Genomic DNA, 16,416 nt, shown 5'->3' with positions numbered 1-16,416 from the left:
CCGGCGGTCACAGGTCCAGGACGACCGTGAAGGGACCGTCGTTCGTCAGGGACAGCTTCATGTCGGCGCCGAAGACGCCGGTGGCGACGGTCGCCCCGAGCCCGCGGAGCTGACCGACCACCTCGTCGACGAGGGGCTCGGCGACCGGGCCGGGGGCGGCCGCGTTCCAGGTGGGGCGGCGGCCCTTGCGCGCGTCACCGTAAAGCGTGAACTGGCTCACCACGAGCAGGGGCGCGTCGATGTCGGAGCAGGACCGCTCCTCGGGCAGGACGCGCAGGCTCCACAGCTTGCGGGCGAGCGCGGCCGCCTTCTCCTTGGTGTCGTCGTGCGTCACACCGACCAGGACGCACAGCCCCGGTCCCTGGATGGCGCCGACGGTCTCCCCGTCGACGACGACCTTCGCTTCGCTCACCCGCTGGGCCACTGCTCGCATGCCGTTCATTGTGGCGGGTCGCGGCGGGCGTCCCTCACACGGGTGACAGCGTGCGGCGGACGGCCGCCGTGCGCCCGGTCGGCGGGCTCGCACAACTGTTGCGACGGCCGTTCGGGTGCAGACTCGATGCGGTGTGCCAGAGGCAGATGGCAGCATCGAAGCCGGGAGGGGCGTGCGGCACGCCCGAAAGGGACGACAGGTATGAACAGATCCGGCGCTGGAGAGAGATCCGGCACCGTGCAACCGCGGGTTCCCGCGGCGCCCGGCACCACCGTACCGAGGGCCGCCGCTTCGTCGGCGCACAGCAGGAAGGGCCAACTCATGCTGAAGGCCGACTCCACGGGCCCGTTGCGGCCGCCGGCGCCACGCGGTCCGCTCGCCGACCCGCCCGCTCCCGACCTGCGCACGACGGACCTGGCGGCGCTGCGCGCGCTGCGCCGCGACGCGCAGCGCGAGGAGGCCGACCTGTCGTACCTGCGGCGGATGCTGCACGGGCGGATCGACATCCTCCGGGCCGAGCTGGCCCGGCGGGACGGCTCCGAGGAGCCGTCGGCGCCCGCGCGGCAGGGCGAGGCCGGGGACGCCGGCGGCGCGGCCGGCCCGGACGCGGCCGTGGTCGACCGGCTCTCGGAGATCCTGGCCGACGGGCCGTCGCGGGTGCGGTCCTCGGCCCGGCACGTCACGCTCGGCACCCCGCTGACCGAGCGGGTGCGGCTGCTCGCCGAGGAGATGCTCTCGGAGGTGGAGCTGTCCGACCTCGACGCCCGCACCGACCCCGAACTGCACGCGGCGATGGCCCGGCTGGCGCGGCACGAGCAGCAGGTGTCCCGCCGCCGCCACGCGCTGCAGCAGACCGTCGACGGCTGCTCGGCTGAGATCACCCGCCGCTACCGGGCCGGCGAGGCACACGTGGAGGATCTGCTGACGGAGGGGTGAGCTGCCTCCTCCCGGGCGGGCCGACCGCGGTCGTACGTCGCCCCCTGCCCCTGCCGCCCGGGGCGTTCGGCGGTCACGCGAAGGCGGCCCGGGCCGCGGAGACCTGCTTCCGCATCCCGTGCCGCCCTTGGTGCCGGAGGTCCGTCGATGTCGGCTCCGACGCCGGCCCGTAACGTCCTGGCGACGTCACTGGGCCAGCAGCAGCGCCAGCGCGGTCAGCCCCAGGGCCGTGCAGGCGGTGCTCTTGACCTTGTGCCCGATCGTGACGAGTCCGACGGACACCATCCCGACCGCGCCGTACCTCCACTGCACCAGTTCCTCGAAAGCGAAGGCACACAAGCTGAGTGCGAGCATGGACGACACCTCCCACCTCCTGATCGAGGTTGGATCATTCAACTTGCCAACTTGGGTGGATCTACTGGTAGTTGAATGAGCTTTCTTGTTCCTGGATGTGCCCGGAAGAGTGAGATCGGTAAACTAGGTTCAGCCAAGTACTCCGACGAGACAGGAAGTTGTAACGTTGCTCCGTGGCTGACGAACCGGTCTCACCCGCCGACTCCCGACCGCCGTACCTGCACATCGCGGATGTGCTGCGCGGCGAGATCGACGACGGCCGCTACCGGGTCGGTGAACGCATCCCGTCCCAGGCCGAGTTGGAAGAGCGCTTCGACGTGTCCCGGCCGACCGTGCAGCGCGCGCTGAAGGAGCTGCGCCGCGAGGGCTACATCGACAACCAGCGCGGCCGGGCCGCCGAGGTGCAGGCCCGCCACGCACGCGGCCGCGCCGCCGGCACGGAGGAGCCGGAGCGCGCCTTCGCCGCGCTCGACGCCCACGTGGCCGCCGCGTTCGAGCAGCGCGACGTGGTGATCGACACCTTCTCGCTGACCACCGAGACGCTCAACAGCGCGCTGTCGCAGCAGTTGCAGCGGGTCCGGCTCGGCGAACTGCGCCCGTCCTCCATCACGTTGCGGGTCCTGCTGCCCAGCACCGACGCGGCCCTGGCCTTCCCGCGCATGGTGGCCGACGCCGACGACCCGCGCCCGCTGCGACGCCTGCGACTGCTCATCAACGCCCATGTCACGGCGCTGCGCAGCACGTTCAACGGCCTGTCGGTGATCAACCCGGATCTGCGCTCGAGCATCGAGTTCCGGTCGCTGCCGATCACCCCGCTCTTCAAGCTCTACCTGCTCAACCACGACACCGCGTTGCACGGTCTGTACCGGGTGGTGCCCCGCGTGGTCTCCTTCGACGACGACGGCGGGGCGCCGGTCGGCGAGGGGGAGATCTACGACGTGCTCGGCATCAGCGCCACCCTCTTCCCCTACCGCCGCGACCCGGACGAGCCGAAGTCACGCGACACCAGGTTCGTCCAGGAGTCCCAGGACTGGTTCGACTCCGTGTGGACGACGATCGCCGGGCCGCTCATCCTGGGCGACTAGGGAGGGATATCGTGGTCGCTTTCAAGTGACCGTTGATCCACACCAGCGGCGAGGAGTGCCTTGACGACGACGGCGGCCACGCGGGGCGTCACCGATCAGGTGGACGCGGTGGGGGCGAGCCGGGTGGAGGGGCCCCTCAAGGGCTACCACCACCAGGCCTTCGCCGTGCGCCTCGACCAGGGCTCGCCGCTCGCCAAGGACTTCCGCTGGCTGAAACTGCGCGAGCCCCGGAGCGGTGTCCTGTGGTACGACATGCGCTGGTTCCGCTCCGAGGACGAGCTGCTCCAGCTGCTGCACACGCGCTACGGCGGGATGCTGCCGCGCGTCCCCCAGGTGGGTGAACAGCTGCTGCAGGGGCAGAAATTCACCTTTCTGGCCTTCATCGAGGGCGTCACCCTCGACCGGGTGCGCGGCGGGCGCGCCGGCCGGGTGCCCGCCCACTACCTCGACCAGATCGAGGAGCTCTTCCGGGCCCTCGCCCTCGTCGACGCCGAGGGCCTCGTGGCGCATGGCGGCCCGTCGCCCGGCACGGACTGCGGCCGCTACGACCTGGGCACGTACCCCGAGCGCGGCGGCGCCACCGGATTCCTGCGCGCCCTCACCCACTTCACCGTCGCCCACGCCTACCAGGACCAGCAGAAGGAGATGGACGAGCTGCTGGACGGGCTCGGGGTGGCGTCCGCCATGCTGGACGCCTTCGAGCGGCGCGCGTACCGCCTCACCGACCGCCCGCGCACCCTGCTCCACGGCGACCTGCACCGCAAGAACTTCGTGGTCGACCGGGTCGGCGACCTGTGGACGATCGACTGGGAACTCGCCCTGGTCGGGGACCCGTTGTACGACCTCGCCACCCACCTGCACCTGATGGGCTACCAGGCCGACCAGGAGCGGGAGATGGTCGCGCGCTGGCAGCGCGCGGTCGGGCCGCACCGGTCGGCGGGCGCCGCCGAGGACCTCCCGCACTATCTCGCCTACAAGCGCGTCCAGTCGCTGTGCACCGACCTGGTCAGGACCGCCTCCCGGCTCAGGGACCTGCCGGAAGGGGACGGTGCCGCGGCCGACCGGGTCCGGCTGCGCGGCGCGGCCATCCTCGTACGGCGGGCACTGGTCGCCGCCCGCGAGCCGCTGGGGCTGCCGTCCGTGCCGCCAATGGATCAGGTCGAGTCGGTATTCGCCGACTGGTGGTACCGGAACCGGCCGTCGCACTGAATCGGTCTGGTTTTCGGCCGCCCGGCCACTGACACTCTTCGAGTGACCTCTCCGCACCACGACCGCCGCCCCGCCCGCTCCGTCCCCGAACTGCTCGCACGCGCGCGCTGCCTGCTGCTCGACTTCGACGGCCCCGTGTGCCACCTGTTCCACACCCGCTCGGCGATGAGCATCGCCACGCTGCTGCGCACCCGGCTCGCCGAGCGCGGGGCGCCCGTGACGGACCCCGGCCTGCTGCGCGGCTCCGACCCGCACGCGATCCTGCGGGCGGCGCCCTGGCCGGAGTTGGCGGCGGAGCTGGAGATTCTGCTCGCCGAGGAGGAGGAATTGGCCGCGCTCGGCGCCGAAGGCACCGAGTACGCCGAGGAGTTCATCCAGGCCGTGGCCGACAGCGGGAGGCTGCTCGCGATGACCACGAACAACGCGCCGGGCGCGGTGCGGACCTACCTCAAGGAGCGCCGCCTCGACGGCTGCTTCGGCGAGCGGATCTTCGGGCGGGACCCGGTGCACCCGGCGCTGATGAAGCCGGACCCGCACTGCCTGCGCACCGCCTACACCTCGCTCGGCATACCCCCGCAGGACTGCCTGATGATCGGGGACTCCGCGGCGGACGAGCGGGCCGCCGACGCGGCCGGGGTGCCCTTCCTCGGCTACCTGCGCGTTGGCGACGAGGCGCACCGGTTCGGTGCCGGCTACCGCGGTCCGCTGGTGCACGGGATGAAGCAACTGGAGGCGGCCGCAAGGGCGTTGCGGCCGCTGTGAGTCACTGCAGGCTCAGGGCCATCCACTTCGACGGTTCCGTCAGCGGCTCGAACCCGAACTTCGCGTAGACGCCGTGCGCGTCGGCGGTGGCGAGCAGGACGCGGCGCAGGCCGTACGGCGCGAGGTGGTCGCGGACGGCCGCGACCAGGGAGGTGCCGAGGCCGGCGCCTCGGGTGGCCGAGTCGACGTACACGTCGCACAGCCAGGCGAACGTCGCCAGGTCCGTGACGACGCGGGCGTACGCGCGCTGCTCACCGGTGTCGGGGTCGTACGCCCCGAAGTTGAGGGAGTTGGCTATCGCGGCCTGCTGCTTGTCGAGGGGGCGCCCCAGGGCCCAGTACGCGTCGGTGGACAGCCACTTGTGGACGCGGGCGACGTCGATCCGAGCCGGGTCGGTGGAGATCTCGTACATGCCCGGAAGCGTAGGACCGCTTAAGAGTTCCGTGCACGACATTTAACTGGACCTTGTCCTTCCCGGCGGCGCACACTCGCAGGCATGATCCACGTACCGCTGATCACGCCGTTCGGTCCGGCCGGGGATGTCGACGTCACCGCGCTGGAGCGGCTCGGGCGCGAGCTGCTCGACGCCGGGGCCGGGGGACTGGTCGCCCTCGGCACCACGGCGGAGGCGGCCGCGCTGGAACCGGAGGAGCGGGCCGCCGTCGCCGCCGCGGTCGGCCGGGTCTGCCGGGCTCACGGCGCCCGCTTCACCGTCGGGGTCGGCGGCGCCGGGTCCACCCGGCGGGCCGCCCGGGAGGTGGCCGCCCTCGCCGAGCTGCCCGACCGGCCCGACGCGGCCCTCGTCACCGTCCCGTCCTTCACCCGGCCGGGTGAAGCGGGGGTGCTCGCGCACTTCCGCGAGGTCGCCGCGGCGAGCCCCGTCCCCGTGCTGATCTACCACGTCCCCTACCGCACCGGGCAGCCGCTCTCCGCCGCCGCGCTCACCGCCCTCGCCGGGATCCCGGGGATCGCGGGCGTGAAGTACGCCGCGGGCGGCATCACGGCCGAGACGGTGGACCTGCTCGCTTCGGCACCCCCCGGGTTCGAGGTCCTGGCCGGGGACGACGTCGTCGCGCCCGCACTGCTGGCCCTGGGCGCGCACGGCGCCGTCCTCGCGTCGGCACACCTGGCGACCGGGCGGTGGGCGGCCCTCGCGGCGCGGGACGGGGGCTTCGGCGGCGCCCTGGACGGGGGCTCCCACGGGCGGGCGGAGCCGGACGGCCCGGCGGTCCGGGCGGGCCGGGAGCTGTCCGCGCTGGCCGCCGCCCTCTTCCGCGAGCCGAACCCGGCGGTGGTCAAGGCGGTCCTGCACGCCCAGGGCCGTATCCCCACCCCGGACGTGCGGCTCCCCCTGCTCCCGGCGAGCCCCCATGCCCTGGCAGCCGCCCTCACAGCCCTCGCGGCCCTTACCGCCCTCGGCGCGCCGGCGGCGGTGGAGGCGGCCGCGGGCCCGGGGCGTCTCGCCCCGTGAAATCCCGCCACGTCCTTCGCCCGGGCGGGGGGATACTCGAAACGGACGGGCACCCCATACAGGCACTGATCGGAGAGAGAGCGTCATGAGGATCGGAATCGTCGGAGCGACCGGGCAGGTCGGCGGGGTCGTCCGCAAGGTGCTGGCCGAGCGGAAGTTCCCGGTCACGCAGCTGCGCCTGTTCGCCTCGGCCCGTTCGGCCGGGCGCACCCTCCCCTGGGAAGGCGGCCCGGGCGGGACCGGGAGCATCACCGTCGAGGACGCGGCCACGGCCGACTACACCGGCCTGGACATCGTGATCTTCTCCGCCGGCGGCGGTACCTCCCGCGCCCTCGCGGAGAAGGTCGCCGGCCAGGGCGCGGTCGTGATCGACAACTCCTCCGCGTGGCGGCGCGACCCCGACGTCCCGCTGGTCGTCGCCGAGGTGAACCCGCACGCGCTCGCGGACCGCCCGAAGGGCATCATCGCCAACCCGAACTGCACCACGATGGCCGCCATGCCGGTGCTGCGCCCGCTGCGCGACGAGGCCGGCCTGGTCGCCCTCGTCGTGGCCACCTACCAGGCCGTCTCCGGTTCCGGCCTGTCGGGCGTGGCCGAGCTGCACGGCCAGGCGACGAAGGTCACCGAGCAGGCCGACCGCCTCACCTTCGACGGGTCCTCCGTCGACTTCCCCGAGCCGGCCGTCTACCAGCGGCCCATCGCGTACAACGTGGTGCCGTTCGCCGGGAACCTCGTCGACGACGGCAGCTTCGAGACCGACGAGGAGCAGAAGCTGCGCAACGAGTCGCGCAAGATCCTGGAGATCCCCGAGCTGAAGGTCTCCGGCACCTGCGTCCGCGTCCCGGTCTTCTCCGGCCACTCCCTCCAGATCAACGCCCGTTTCGCCCGCCCGCTGAGCGTCGCGCGCGCGTACGAGCTGCTCGCCGCCGCGCCCGGGGTGGAGGTCTCGGAGATCCCCACCCCGCTGCAGGCCGCCGGCACCGACCCCTGCTACGTGGGGCGGATCCGGGAGGACGAGACGGTCGAGAACGGCCTCTCGCTGTTCGTCTCCAACGACAACCTGCGCAAGGGCGCCGCGCTCAACGCGGTGCAGATCGCGGAGCTGGTGGCGGCGGAGATCGGGGCGGTCACGGCCTGACGCTCGTCGGTCACCGAGGCCGACCCGGTCGAACGGGGCCCATGGGTGGCCGGGCGCGCGGGGGTCTGCGGGCCCCTCCGGACGCGCCGGGTCGGGCCGTTCCTCACGGGTCGGCGTGAATCCGGGTCGGGCTGGCTCCGGGTCGGGCGTGCCTCGGGGCCTCGGGTCGGCCGGGCCCGCCCGCTCCTCCGGGTGGCCCGCGCTCTCACCCCTCGCCCATGGCCAGCCGGAAGGCCGCCAGCACCGCCTCCGACTGGACCCGCACCTGCTCGTCCACCGGTACCCACACCGGGTCGTGCCCGGCGGTCAGCTCGTCGGCCCATTCCACCAGCTGCCGTTCGCACGCCGCCTTGACCTCGGTGGTGGCCGGGTCGGGCCGGCCGTCGAGCAGCCCGAGCAGCGTGCCCGCGGCCCGCAGCGGGATACGGCGGGCCGCTATGTCGAGGGCCGCGAGGTGCGCGGCGGTCAGCGGCACCGCGTCCGGGGGCAGCCGCTCCCACTCCGCCGCGACCTGCGGGCAGACCGCGGCCATCTCCGCGACCACCCGCAGCAGGTGGGCGCGGTCCGGGGCGGCGGCCGGCAGCGCCTCCCGCACCTCGGCGAGGAGAACCTCGACCCGGCGCGCCTGGCTGCGCAACAACGCGCCGAGCCGGGCGAGTTCGCGCGACGGGTCCGGATGCGGCGCCGGGTCGGCCACCGTCCGGGCGGCCCACATCGGCACCTCGAACAGCGCCGTCATCCCGCCGTGCCGATGCGGCCGGGTCCAGGTCGAGCGGTCGACGTCCGCCGGAAGCCGGTCCGACCGTGCCCGCGCGCCGGGTTCGGGCAGCACGTACACGCCGGGGCCCGAGACCGTCCACCGCAGCGCGTCGTAGGTGCCGATCTGCACCGGCACGTCGTGCTCGGCCGCCAACTTGCCCAGCGGCTCGGCGAGTCCGGGAACGTCGCGGGTCAGCTGGATCCAGCAGCCGCCGAGGTCGTTGCCGTGCAGCGAGCACTGCAGGGCCGGGCGCAGCTCGTCGATGAGGTCCAGCAGCGCCTGGGACTCGGGGAGTTGGCCGTCGGGCGGGCGGATCGACGGCGCCCACTCCGGCTGTTCGTCGGCCGGTGGGCGGTACGCGTGCCGGAAGTGCGCGGCAGGGGTGCGCCGGACCGGCGGTCCGCTCTCGTGGCGCACCGTGCCGTCGGGGTCCAGGCAGAGCAGCAGGTGCCACGAGGTGTCCGCGCCCGCGTGCAGCAACGGGTCGTGCGCGACGCGTTCGGCCAGCCGCAGCGCCGTCGCCGCGCCGACCCGCTCGTCCGAGTGCGGTCCCGCCACCACCAGCACGTTGCGCCGGCCGTGCCCCACGGTCAGCAGGTGCAGGGGCCGTCCCGCCCTGGACCGGCCCACCACGCTCAACTCGCAGAGACCGGGATGGAATCGGGCGAAGGCAGCCGCCGTCGCCACCACTCCGGCGACACTCGGATACGCGTCGGCCATCGCCGAGCTCACGCTCCGCAGGTCGTCGTCGCCACGGGTTCTCCTCGCAGTCCAAGTCGACGGCCACACGGCGAAGTTGACGGGTAATCGCCGATTTGCCCGATGCCCCGCCAAGGTTCCGGCCCCCCGGCCCGCCTGTCAAGACCGCACCGGCCGGTAGCCTGCGGCGGTCCGGGACCGGCTCCGCGGGCGGGTGCCCCCGGGCGTCCTGGCGGGAGGGCCGCGGTTCAGTCGAGCCCGGCGACGGCGGCCAGTACGGTGCGCGCCTGCAACTCCATCTGTTCGGCGATCGGCACCCACGCCGCGTCCATCGCCGCGATCAGATCCCCGGACCCGGCGTCGAGGCGCCGCTCCAGCCGGGCCCGCAGCCGCGCGGGCGTGCTGTTCGGGTCCTCGTCCAGCCGCGCCTCGTCGAGCAGGCGCAGCAGCATCCCCGAGGCGCGCAGCGGTGCCCGCCGCGCGGCGATGTCGAACGCGGCGACGTGCGCCATGGTCAGCGGCACGGGCGCGCTGCGTCCGATCGCGTCGAAGTCCGCGGCGAGCCGCTCCCACGCGGTGACCGCGTGCCGCACGGCCCGCAGCAGCGGCCCCTCGCACGATCCCCCGAGCAGCGCCAGCGCCTGCGTGAACGTGTCCTGCCCGGTGGCCCCCTCGTTCCGCAGCCGCGCCGCCAGCACGGCCAGGACGTACTCCGGGTCGGGGTGGGGTTCGGCGTAGGCCACCCGCCGGGTCGCCCACATCGGCACCTCGACCCGCAGTTCCGGCCCGCCGCCGCGCACCGGGGCGGCCGGCCGGACGAAGACCCCAGGCCCCGCGCCGTACGAGTCCAGGGCCTCGTACGTACCGGTCTGCACGGGGATGTCGAGCTCCGCCGCGCTCTTCCCGAACGGCTCGGCCAGACCCGGCAGTTCGCCGGTCAGCCGGACCCAGGCGCCGCCCACGTCCGTGCCGTGCAGCGAGCAGTGCAGCACGGGCCGCAACTCGTCCAGAAGCGCGGACAGTGCCAGTGCCTCGGGGAGTTGGTCCGCGGCCGGCAGCAACGAGCCCGCGGCCTCGGGCTGTTCGGCGGCGGCGGGGCGGTAGGTGTGCCGGAAGTGCACGGCGGGCGGGCGGGGGCCGGCTGGCCCCGCCTCGTTGAGCACCGCGCCGTCGGGGTCGAGGCAGAGCAGGAAGTCCCAGGTCAGACCGGCTTCCTTGAGGCGCTGCCGGTCGTGCACGGCCTGCTCGGCCAGCCACATCACGGTGCCGCCGCCCGCCTGCTCGTCGCCGTTCGCGCCGGCCACCACCAGCACGCGCCTGCCACCGCGTCGCGGATGGCCGACGGACAGCAGCCACAACGGGCGCCCGGACCGGGACTCGCCCGCGAGTCGCATCCGGCACAGGTCGGGGTGGCGCAGCGTGAGCACCCGGGCCGCCGCGGCGACACCCGCCACCGTCGGAAACGCGTCTGCCCCGCGCATGACCGCTCCTTCGCTGCCGTTGGCCCGCCGTGCAAGGGAAAGGGAGTGACGGCGCGGCTTCGGTCCGTGGTGGCGCGCCCAGGCCCAGCGTCGGCGGGTGGCCCGCGGGTGTCAAGGGCGCACGGTGGTGACTCCAGCGGCGTGCGATCGGGCGATGTCCGGCCCGCGGTACATGTCCTCGGGGATGCTCGCCAGCCTGGACTCCCGCAGCCGGCCGCCGAGTCCGTACAACTCCTGGAAGCTCATCACCAGCGGCCGCCAGCGGTCGGGGTCGATCCGGTCGCGGGTGCCGGGCATCCGTATCGCGTCATGCACCAGCACCCGCTGCACCCGCACCTCGAACACCACGATGCCGCCGCGCTGTTCGGGGTCGTCGTCGGCGAGCGGGTGGGTCGCCTCGACCACCGCCTCCATCGCCACCGGGCACTGCCCGGCACGCGGCGGCCGTACGGTCAGCGACGGGACCGCGGTGAGCCCGGCCCGCGCGAACTTGTCCTTGTGGAAGCGGTATCCGCGCTTCCACTTGCCGTCGGGTACGGGGTCGCGGCCGGTGGTCAGGGCGAGGGCGTCCACGGCCGCGGCGAGCGAGTCGTCGGGCAGGTTGAGCACGCACTCGCCGGTCCGCAGCAGGTTCCGCGCGGTCTGCGACCTCGCGCCGAGCCCGAGCATCGCCCGCCAGCCGAGCCAGAAGGCGGACGACATCGGCGCGAGGTTCGCGCTGCCGTCCTCGTTCTCGGTGGAGAGCAGCACCACGGGGGTGCCGAAGTAGAGGATGCCGGGCTCGATCGGGGTGTGGGCGGGGGCGGTGCCGGGGGTCCCGCCGTTCGTGCCGTTCGTGGTGTTCTGCGTGGTCATGCGGCAAGTCTTGTCGCCGGTACACGGGCGCGCTGGCGGGAATCGGACGTCGCGAGGTGCGGCCGCGCGAGACCGGTCGGGCCCGCCGATCGGCCCGCTCAGCGCGGGTCGTCCGGCCCGTCCACCGTCCACCCGGTGCTCGCGGCCCAGCGTTCGGCGCCGGCCATCAGCACCTGGGTCGCATGCGCCTTGATCCGGCCGTAGTCGAAGAGGTCGGGCACGCTCGCGGCGAGCCGCTGCTTGAAGGCGCCCCAGCCGTCGCGGGCGGCCCCGTCCGCTCGCAGGTAGTCCCGGAAGAGCAGCGCGAAGCGGGAGTTGGGCCCGTCGGCCCGCCGGAGGTGCACGTTGCAGGAGCGCGCGCCGGGCGGCGGCGCGAAGACGAGCTTGCGGCACTCCCGCCCGCCCGACACCTCGACGCGGTTCCAGGGCTCGGGGCGGCAGCGGAACCCGATCGCCGCGAGCAGCGGCTCCTGCCGTGCCCGGTCCACCGCGCGCACCCGCACCTGGACGTCGACGCAGTCCTTGGCGGCCAGTCCCGGCACGGACGTCGACCCGACGTGGTCCACCGCGACCGCCTCGGCGCCGAGCGCATCCCGCAGCCGCCCCGCCAGCTCCGCGAAGTCCGCGGGCCACCCGTCCCGGTACGGCACGACGGCGACCGGCCTCATCTCGTCCTCGAACGGCATGGGTCGGGACGCTACCAACCCGGGTGGTGCCCGCGCGCCTTCTTCACGGCGCCCGGGTGGTGCCCGCGCGCTGTCTTCACGGCCCTGTCGTGGCAGGCACGCACCCGCCCCGCCGCACGCGGGTGGACGTCCGCCGCCCGCCCGGCGTCATTCCGGCGCGGGGGAGCCGGCACCCTCCTCCGCCGGCCGCCTGGCGAGGAAGAACGCCTGCCGTCCCTGCGTCGCCCGCTCGGAGTCGTCCGGTTCGCGGACGAGGCGGGCGTCCACGGTGAACCCGGCGCCTGCCAGCGTCTCGGCGACCAGGTCGGGGTCCGTCCAGTACACGTCGAGTGCGAGGCCGTCGTGGCCGTAGGCGCTGGTCAGGTGGCGCAGCCGGTCGCCCACCTTGAACGCCAGCAGCAGGTGACCGCCCGGGGCGAGCACCCGGTGGAACTCGGCGAACACCCTGGGCAGCAGCTCCCGCGGGGTGTGCACGATCGAGTACCAGGAAAGGACGCCGCGCAACGACCGCTCCGGCAGGTCGAGTTCGAGCATCGAGCCGACCTCGAAGCGCAGCTCGGGATGCGCCCGCCGGGCGACCTCCACCATCCCCGGCGACAGGTCCACCCCGAACACGTCGGCCACGCCGAGACGGTGCAGGTGGGCCGTCACCCGGCCCGGCCCGCAGCCGAGTTCGGCGACCGGCCCGGCAGCGGCGCCGTCGGCACCCACCAACTCGGCGAAGGCGCCCAGCATCGCCCGATCGAGCGGTTTCGTATCGAGTTCCGACGTGAGGATGCGGGCGTAGTCGGCGGCCACGGTGTCGTAGGCCGTGCGAGTGCTGTGGAGGTACGTCGCTTCGCTCATGGCGGTGGACCCTAGTGGCCGCCTCCGACATCCGGCGCCGGACCGATGCCGTAGCATCCTCATCCGCCGTCGGAGGGAGCGCGCGATGTTCACGGTCGAGGAGCGCGACCGGCTGCGGGAGCGCCTGGTCGCGCGCGCCGAGACGGACGGCGCCGTGGTGGGCGCCGCCTTCACCGGTTCGTACGCCGCCGGCGCGGGCGACCGCTGGTCGGACACCGACCTGGTGCTGGCCGTACGCGGCGACCTCGCGGCTGTGCTGGCGCGCTGGACGGACTGGCTGCACGGCGAACTCGGCGCCCTGCACCACTGGGACCTGCCGGTCGGCGCCGGCACCGTGCGGGTGTTCCTGCTGCCCGGCTGGCTGGAGGCCGACATCACCTTCGCGCCCGAGGCCGAGTTCGGCCCGCGCGGCCCCAACTGGCGCTTGCTCTTCGGCCGTTCGCAGCCGCTGCGGCCCTACGGGGAACCCGATCCGCGCACCCTCACCGGGCTGCTGTGGCACCACGCCCTGCACGTGCGCGTCTGCCTGGCCCGCGGCCACCTCTGGCAGGCCGAGCACTGGATCGGCGCCATGCGCGAGCACATCCTCACCCTTGCCTGCCTGCGCCTCGGGCTGCCCACCGCCCACGCCAAGGGGGCCCATCTCCTCCCCGGCGACCTGACCGCCCCGCTCGCCGCCACCCTCGTCCGTGACCTCGCCCCCGCCGAACTCCGGCGCGCCCTTGACGCCACCCTCGAAGCCGCCACCGCGGAGATCGCGCACGCCGACCCCGCCACCGCTGCCCGACTCGCCCCGCTGCTGGCGGAGTTGGCGGACGGCGACTGAGCCGTCGCTCTCGGGGCGTCCCGGCCGCGGTGCCGTCAGGACGTCCCCGCCGCGGCGCCGTCGACGAGGAGCGTGCCTCCCGCCGCCACCGCGAGATCGGGACCGAAGAGCGCGCCGGGGGTGTACGCCCCGGGCCGCCCCTCGGACCGGGCGAGCCGGGCGGCGACCTCCGCGGCCGCCGAGGCGGTGAAGTCCAGCGCCTCACCCGCCCGCAGCCAGCCCTCCCGGACACCACCGTCGGCGTCCTCCACCCGGGCACGCGCCCAGGAGAACTCCCTGCTCCGCTCGCCCGCCGTGACGCGGACCCGGGCCAGACGGCGCTTCACGGCGTTGCCGAACGGGCGCCAGGCCAGCAGGACCGCGGTTGCGGGGAGCACGGCGCGGACCGCGCGCCCGGCCGGCATCGCGCCGGACGCCGCGACGACCCAGGGTGCCCCGCTCGCCCGGTGGGCCGCCTCCAGCTCGCCGGACGGGCCGCTCGCGCTGTGCGCGGTCGAGTCGTCGGGCAGCGCGAACCGCTCGAAGTCGCCGGCCAGCCGGGCGCGGACGAGCCGGCCCCGCTCGTAGCGCCGCCCGCCGACCGCGACGGCGTCGACGATGCTCGCCGCGAGCGCCGTGCCGAGCCGACCGGGCTTGTTCGCGACCGCCGCGAGCGCGTCGACCCGTACCCGCGCCGGCGCCGGCCGGCCCGCGCACAGCGCCAGCACGACACTCTCGGTCGCCAGCACCCCGAAGCCCGCGCCGGTCACCAGGCAGCGGCCGTCGGCGACGGCCTCGTCGTGCATTCCGAGCAGGCCGGTGACCGCGGGGAGTTCGTTGGCGAGGTCGACGTAGTGGGTGCCCGGCGGGCAGGCGCGGGCGATTACCGGTGCCGTCTCCGTGAAGGGGCCGATCGTGTTGACCACGACGGCGGGCCGCTCGGCCGCGATCCGCGCGGCGAACCCGGCGACGGCACGCCGGGCGGCCCCCGCACCACCCGCACCACCCGCGCGGGCCCGCGCGGCGCCGGCCGGGTCCAGCACGATGGTGCGCGGCGCGCCGCCGAGCGTTCCGGCCAGCTCGTCCAGGCCGGCGGAGTCACGTCCCACCAGGGTCAGCGGGACGTTCGCCAGCGCCAGCCGGGTGGCGATCGCCCGGCCGGACCGGCCGGTCGCCCCCAGGATCCAGATCTCGTCCATCGCTCCGCTCGTTCACTCGTTCGGCCTCTCGGGACGCTGCCGGGCCCCGCGCTGCCACCTTGCGCGAGCCCGGCCCGGCCGGTCCGGTGATTGTTTCGGGAGTCGCATACCGATTCCCGCATCACCCCAGCTCATGGCGTGCATCGACAGCCAGCCGGGTGCCGTTCGGGCGCTACGCTGAAGTCATGACGACGGACCGGCCGGCGCCGCGCGAGGACCTCGACCTGCGGCTCGTACGCTCCTTCACGGCCGTCGCCGAGCACCGGCACTTCGGGCGGGCCGCCGCCGCGCTGCACCTCACCCAGTCGTCGCTGAGCCGGCAGATCGGCCGGCTGGAGGAGCAGGTCGGGGCCCGGCTGCTGGACCGCACCCCGCAGGGCAGCCGGCTGACCGCCGCCGGCGAGGTCTTCCTCCCGCTCGCGACGGCGCTGCTGCGCTCCGGCTCGGAGGCCGCCGCGCGGGCCCGCTCCGCCGCCGAGCCCAGCCGCGTCACCGTCGGCTACATCACGAACATCATCGTCACCCCCGCGGTGCGCGAGCTGCGCCGCAAGCACCCCGACGCCGACGTGCACACCCTCCATCTGCCCTGGAACGACGCCCGCGCGGCCCTGCTCGACCACCGGGTCGACGCGGTGGTGACCCGGCTGCCGTTCGCGACCGCCGGGCTGCACGTGACGGTGCTCCACGACGAGCCCCGCGTCCTGCTGCTGCCGCACGACCACCGCCTGGCCGGGCGCGCGTCCGCGACCCTCGACGACATCGCCGGAGAGCCCATGCCGCGCGCCACCGACCCGGCCTGGAACGCCTTCTGGCGCGTCGACCCCCGGCCCGACGGCAGCCCGGCCCCCGGCGGTCCCCTCGTCGACGGCGTCGAGGACAAGATCGAATTCATCGCGGCGGGGCAGGCGGTGGCGATCGTGCCGGTCGGCTCCGGCACGATCGGCCTGCGCCCCGACCTCACCACGGTGCCGCTCGAAGGCGTCGAGCCGAGCCAGGTGGTGCTGGCCACCCGCGCCGGCGACCGCGGCCGCCTGGTCACCGCCTTCCGCAGGTACGCCGAGGCACTCCTCACCGGACCGGGCCCGGCCCCTGCCCGGGAGACCCGGCCTTCGGGCTGACAGCGGCCCGGATGCCCGGGTTAGCCTGAGAACGTGACGCTTGAGGACCTCGTGCGGCTGCGCCGCGCCCGGGACGCGATGGACCGCGACTACGCGCGGCCTCTCGACGTCCCGGCGCTGGCCCGTATCGCCCTCATGTCACCCGGGCACTTCTCGCGCAGCTTCCGCGCCGCCTTCGGGGAGACCCCGTACAGCTACCTGATGACCCGGCGGATCGAACGGGCCAAGGCGCTGCTGCGGCGCGGCGACCTGAGCGTGACGGACGTCTGCTTCGCGGTCGGCTGCACCTCGCTGGGGTCGTTCAGCTCGCGCTTCACCGAGCTGGTCGGCGAGAGCCCGAGCGCGTACCGGGCCCGCCCGCACGACCCGGAGGCGGCGATTCCGGCCTGTCTGGACAAGATCCGCACGCGGCCGTTGAGGAACGGACCGGCCGCCGGACCCGCCACCGGATCGGCCGCCGGACCCGCCGACGGGGCAACCGGAGCCGGACCGGCCGCCGGCGCGGAAGCGGACGGGCCGAAGAAGGACGCGGAAGCCGCCACCCGCCGTTGAGACCCGGGCCGCCGCCTCGAACGCGGC

General features: G+C 74.5%; 18 protein-coding genes. 9 read left to right on the top strand and 9 right to left on the bottom strand.

The features are described 5' to 3' along the window. Positions 1–7: 7 nt before the first annotated feature. The gene (gene dtd / locus C4U44_RS31970; protein WP_103889557.1) at positions 8–433 is read right to left on the bottom strand and encodes a D-aminoacyl-tRNA deacylase; all 426 of its coding nucleotides are present in this window, start codon (positions 431–433) and stop codon (positions 8–10) included. A gap of 321 nt (positions 434–754) precedes the next feature. On the opposite strand from dtd, the gene C4U44_RS31965 reads away from it, so the two are divergent. Further along, the gene (locus C4U44_RS31965) at positions 755–1,369 is read left to right on the top strand and encodes an RsiG family protein (protein WP_103889556.1); all 615 of its coding nucleotides are present in this window, start codon (positions 755–757) and stop codon (positions 1,367–1,369) included. Between the two features lie 186 nt (positions 1,370–1,555). Here the strand turns inward: C4U44_RS31965 and C4U44_RS42080 are convergent, their stop codons facing one another. Then, the gene (locus tag C4U44_RS42080; RefSeq protein ID WP_200823472.1) at positions 1,556–1,723 is read right to left on the bottom strand and encodes a hypothetical protein; all 168 of its coding nucleotides are present in this window, start codon (positions 1,721–1,723) and stop codon (positions 1,556–1,558) included. Between the two features lie 173 nt (positions 1,724–1,896). Between C4U44_RS42080 and C4U44_RS31960 the strand changes: the two genes are divergently transcribed. Genes C4U44_RS31960 through C4U44_RS31950 form a run of 3 tightly spaced genes read left to right on the top strand, consistent with a single transcriptional unit; the run spans position 1,897 to position 4,779 of the window. After that, complete coding sequence (locus C4U44_RS31960; protein WP_103889555.1) at positions 1,897–2,808, top strand: winged helix-turn-helix domain-containing protein; 912 nt, start codon at positions 1,897–1,899, stop codon at positions 2,806–2,808. Positions 2,809–2,868: 60 nt separating this feature from the next. Beyond that, a complete protein-coding gene (locus C4U44_RS31955) occupies positions 2,869–4,017 on the top strand; it encodes a phosphotransferase (RefSeq protein WP_103889554.1) in 1,149 nt (382 codons plus the stop codon). Between the two features lie 42 nt (positions 4,018–4,059). Beyond that, the gene (locus C4U44_RS31950) at positions 4,060–4,779 is read left to right on the top strand and encodes an HAD family hydrolase (RefSeq protein WP_103889553.1); all 720 of its coding nucleotides are present in this window, start codon (positions 4,060–4,062) and stop codon (positions 4,777–4,779) included. 1 nt (position 4,780) lies between these two features. On the opposite strand, the gene C4U44_RS31945 is transcribed toward C4U44_RS31950, so the two are convergent. After that, on the bottom strand, positions 4,781–5,191 hold the full coding sequence (locus C4U44_RS31945) for a GNAT family N-acetyltransferase (protein WP_235032496.1): 411 nt from the start codon (positions 5,189–5,191) through the stop codon (positions 4,781–4,783). An 84-nt stretch (positions 5,192–5,275) separates the two neighbouring features. Between C4U44_RS31945 and C4U44_RS31940 the strand changes: the two genes are divergently transcribed. Then, complete coding sequence (locus C4U44_RS31940; protein ID WP_103889551.1) at positions 5,276–6,250, top strand: dihydrodipicolinate synthase family protein; 975 nt, start codon at positions 5,276–5,278, stop codon at positions 6,248–6,250. Between the two features lie 85 nt (positions 6,251–6,335). Next, entirely contained in the window at positions 6,336–7,388 is a 1,053-nt protein-coding gene (locus tag C4U44_RS31935) for an aspartate-semialdehyde dehydrogenase (protein ID WP_103889550.1), read from the top strand. Positions 7,389–7,593: 205 nt separating this feature from the next. Here the strand turns inward: C4U44_RS31935 and C4U44_RS31930 are convergent, their stop codons facing one another. From C4U44_RS31930 to C4U44_RS31910, 5 genes are all read right to left on the bottom strand, one after another. Continuing rightward, complete coding sequence (locus C4U44_RS31930) at positions 7,594–8,868, bottom strand: M14 family zinc carboxypeptidase (RefSeq protein WP_103889549.1); 1,275 nt, start codon at positions 8,866–8,868, stop codon at positions 7,594–7,596. Positions 8,869–9,095: 227 nt separating this feature from the next. Further along, complete coding sequence (locus C4U44_RS31925) at positions 9,096–10,328, bottom strand: M14 family zinc carboxypeptidase (protein WP_103889548.1); 1,233 nt, start codon at positions 10,326–10,328, stop codon at positions 9,096–9,098. Positions 10,329–10,439: 111 nt separating this feature from the next. Further along, a complete protein-coding gene (locus C4U44_RS31920) occupies positions 10,440–11,183 on the bottom strand; it encodes a flavin reductase family protein (protein ID WP_103889547.1) in 744 nt (247 codons plus the stop codon). 98 nt (positions 11,184–11,281) lie between these two features. Next, complete coding sequence (locus C4U44_RS31915; protein WP_103889546.1) at positions 11,282–11,869, bottom strand: GrpB family protein; 588 nt, start codon at positions 11,867–11,869, stop codon at positions 11,282–11,284. A 147-nt stretch (positions 11,870–12,016) separates the two neighbouring features. After that, positions 12,017–12,715, bottom strand: coding sequence for a class I SAM-dependent methyltransferase (locus C4U44_RS31910; RefSeq protein WP_103889545.1), 699 nt, complete (start codon positions 12,713–12,715; stop codon positions 12,017–12,019). 85 nt (positions 12,716–12,800) lie between these two features. Here C4U44_RS31910 and C4U44_RS31905 point away from each other — a divergent pair, with 85 nt between their 5' ends. Beyond that, positions 12,801–13,541, top strand: coding sequence for a hypothetical protein (locus C4U44_RS31905; protein ID WP_103889544.1), 741 nt, complete (start codon positions 12,801–12,803; stop codon positions 13,539–13,541). Positions 13,542–13,576: 35 nt separating this feature from the next. On the opposite strand, the gene C4U44_RS31900 is transcribed toward C4U44_RS31905, so the two are convergent. Then, positions 13,577–14,719 carry a saccharopine dehydrogenase family protein gene (locus C4U44_RS31900; RefSeq protein ID WP_103889543.1) on the bottom strand — a complete coding sequence of 381 codons (1,143 nt, stop codon included), beginning with the start codon at positions 14,717–14,719 and terminating at the stop codon, positions 13,577–13,579. Positions 14,720–14,904: 185 nt separating this feature from the next. On the opposite strand from C4U44_RS31900, the gene C4U44_RS31895 reads away from it, so the two are divergent. Together C4U44_RS31895 and C4U44_RS31890 are read left to right on the top strand one after the other, a co-directional pair. Further along, the gene (locus tag C4U44_RS31895; RefSeq protein WP_103889542.1) at positions 14,905–15,837 is read left to right on the top strand and encodes a LysR family transcriptional regulator; all 933 of its coding nucleotides are present in this window, start codon (positions 14,905–14,907) and stop codon (positions 15,835–15,837) included. A gap of 33 nt (positions 15,838–15,870) precedes the next feature. Beyond that, positions 15,871–16,389, top strand: a complete 519-nt coding sequence (locus C4U44_RS31890; protein WP_235032495.1) for a helix-turn-helix transcriptional regulator — start codon at positions 15,871–15,873, stop codon at positions 16,387–16,389. Positions 16,390–16,416 lie beyond the last annotated feature (27 nt).

The organism is Actinacidiphila yanglinensis (assembly GCF_900107965.1).
Taxonomy (GTDB): Bacteria; Actinomycetota; Actinomycetes; order Streptomycetales; family Streptomycetaceae; genus Actinacidiphila; species Actinacidiphila yanglinensis.
Note: the sequence above shows the minus strand (reverse complement) of the source record. Positions and strands in the feature narration are given on the sequence as shown.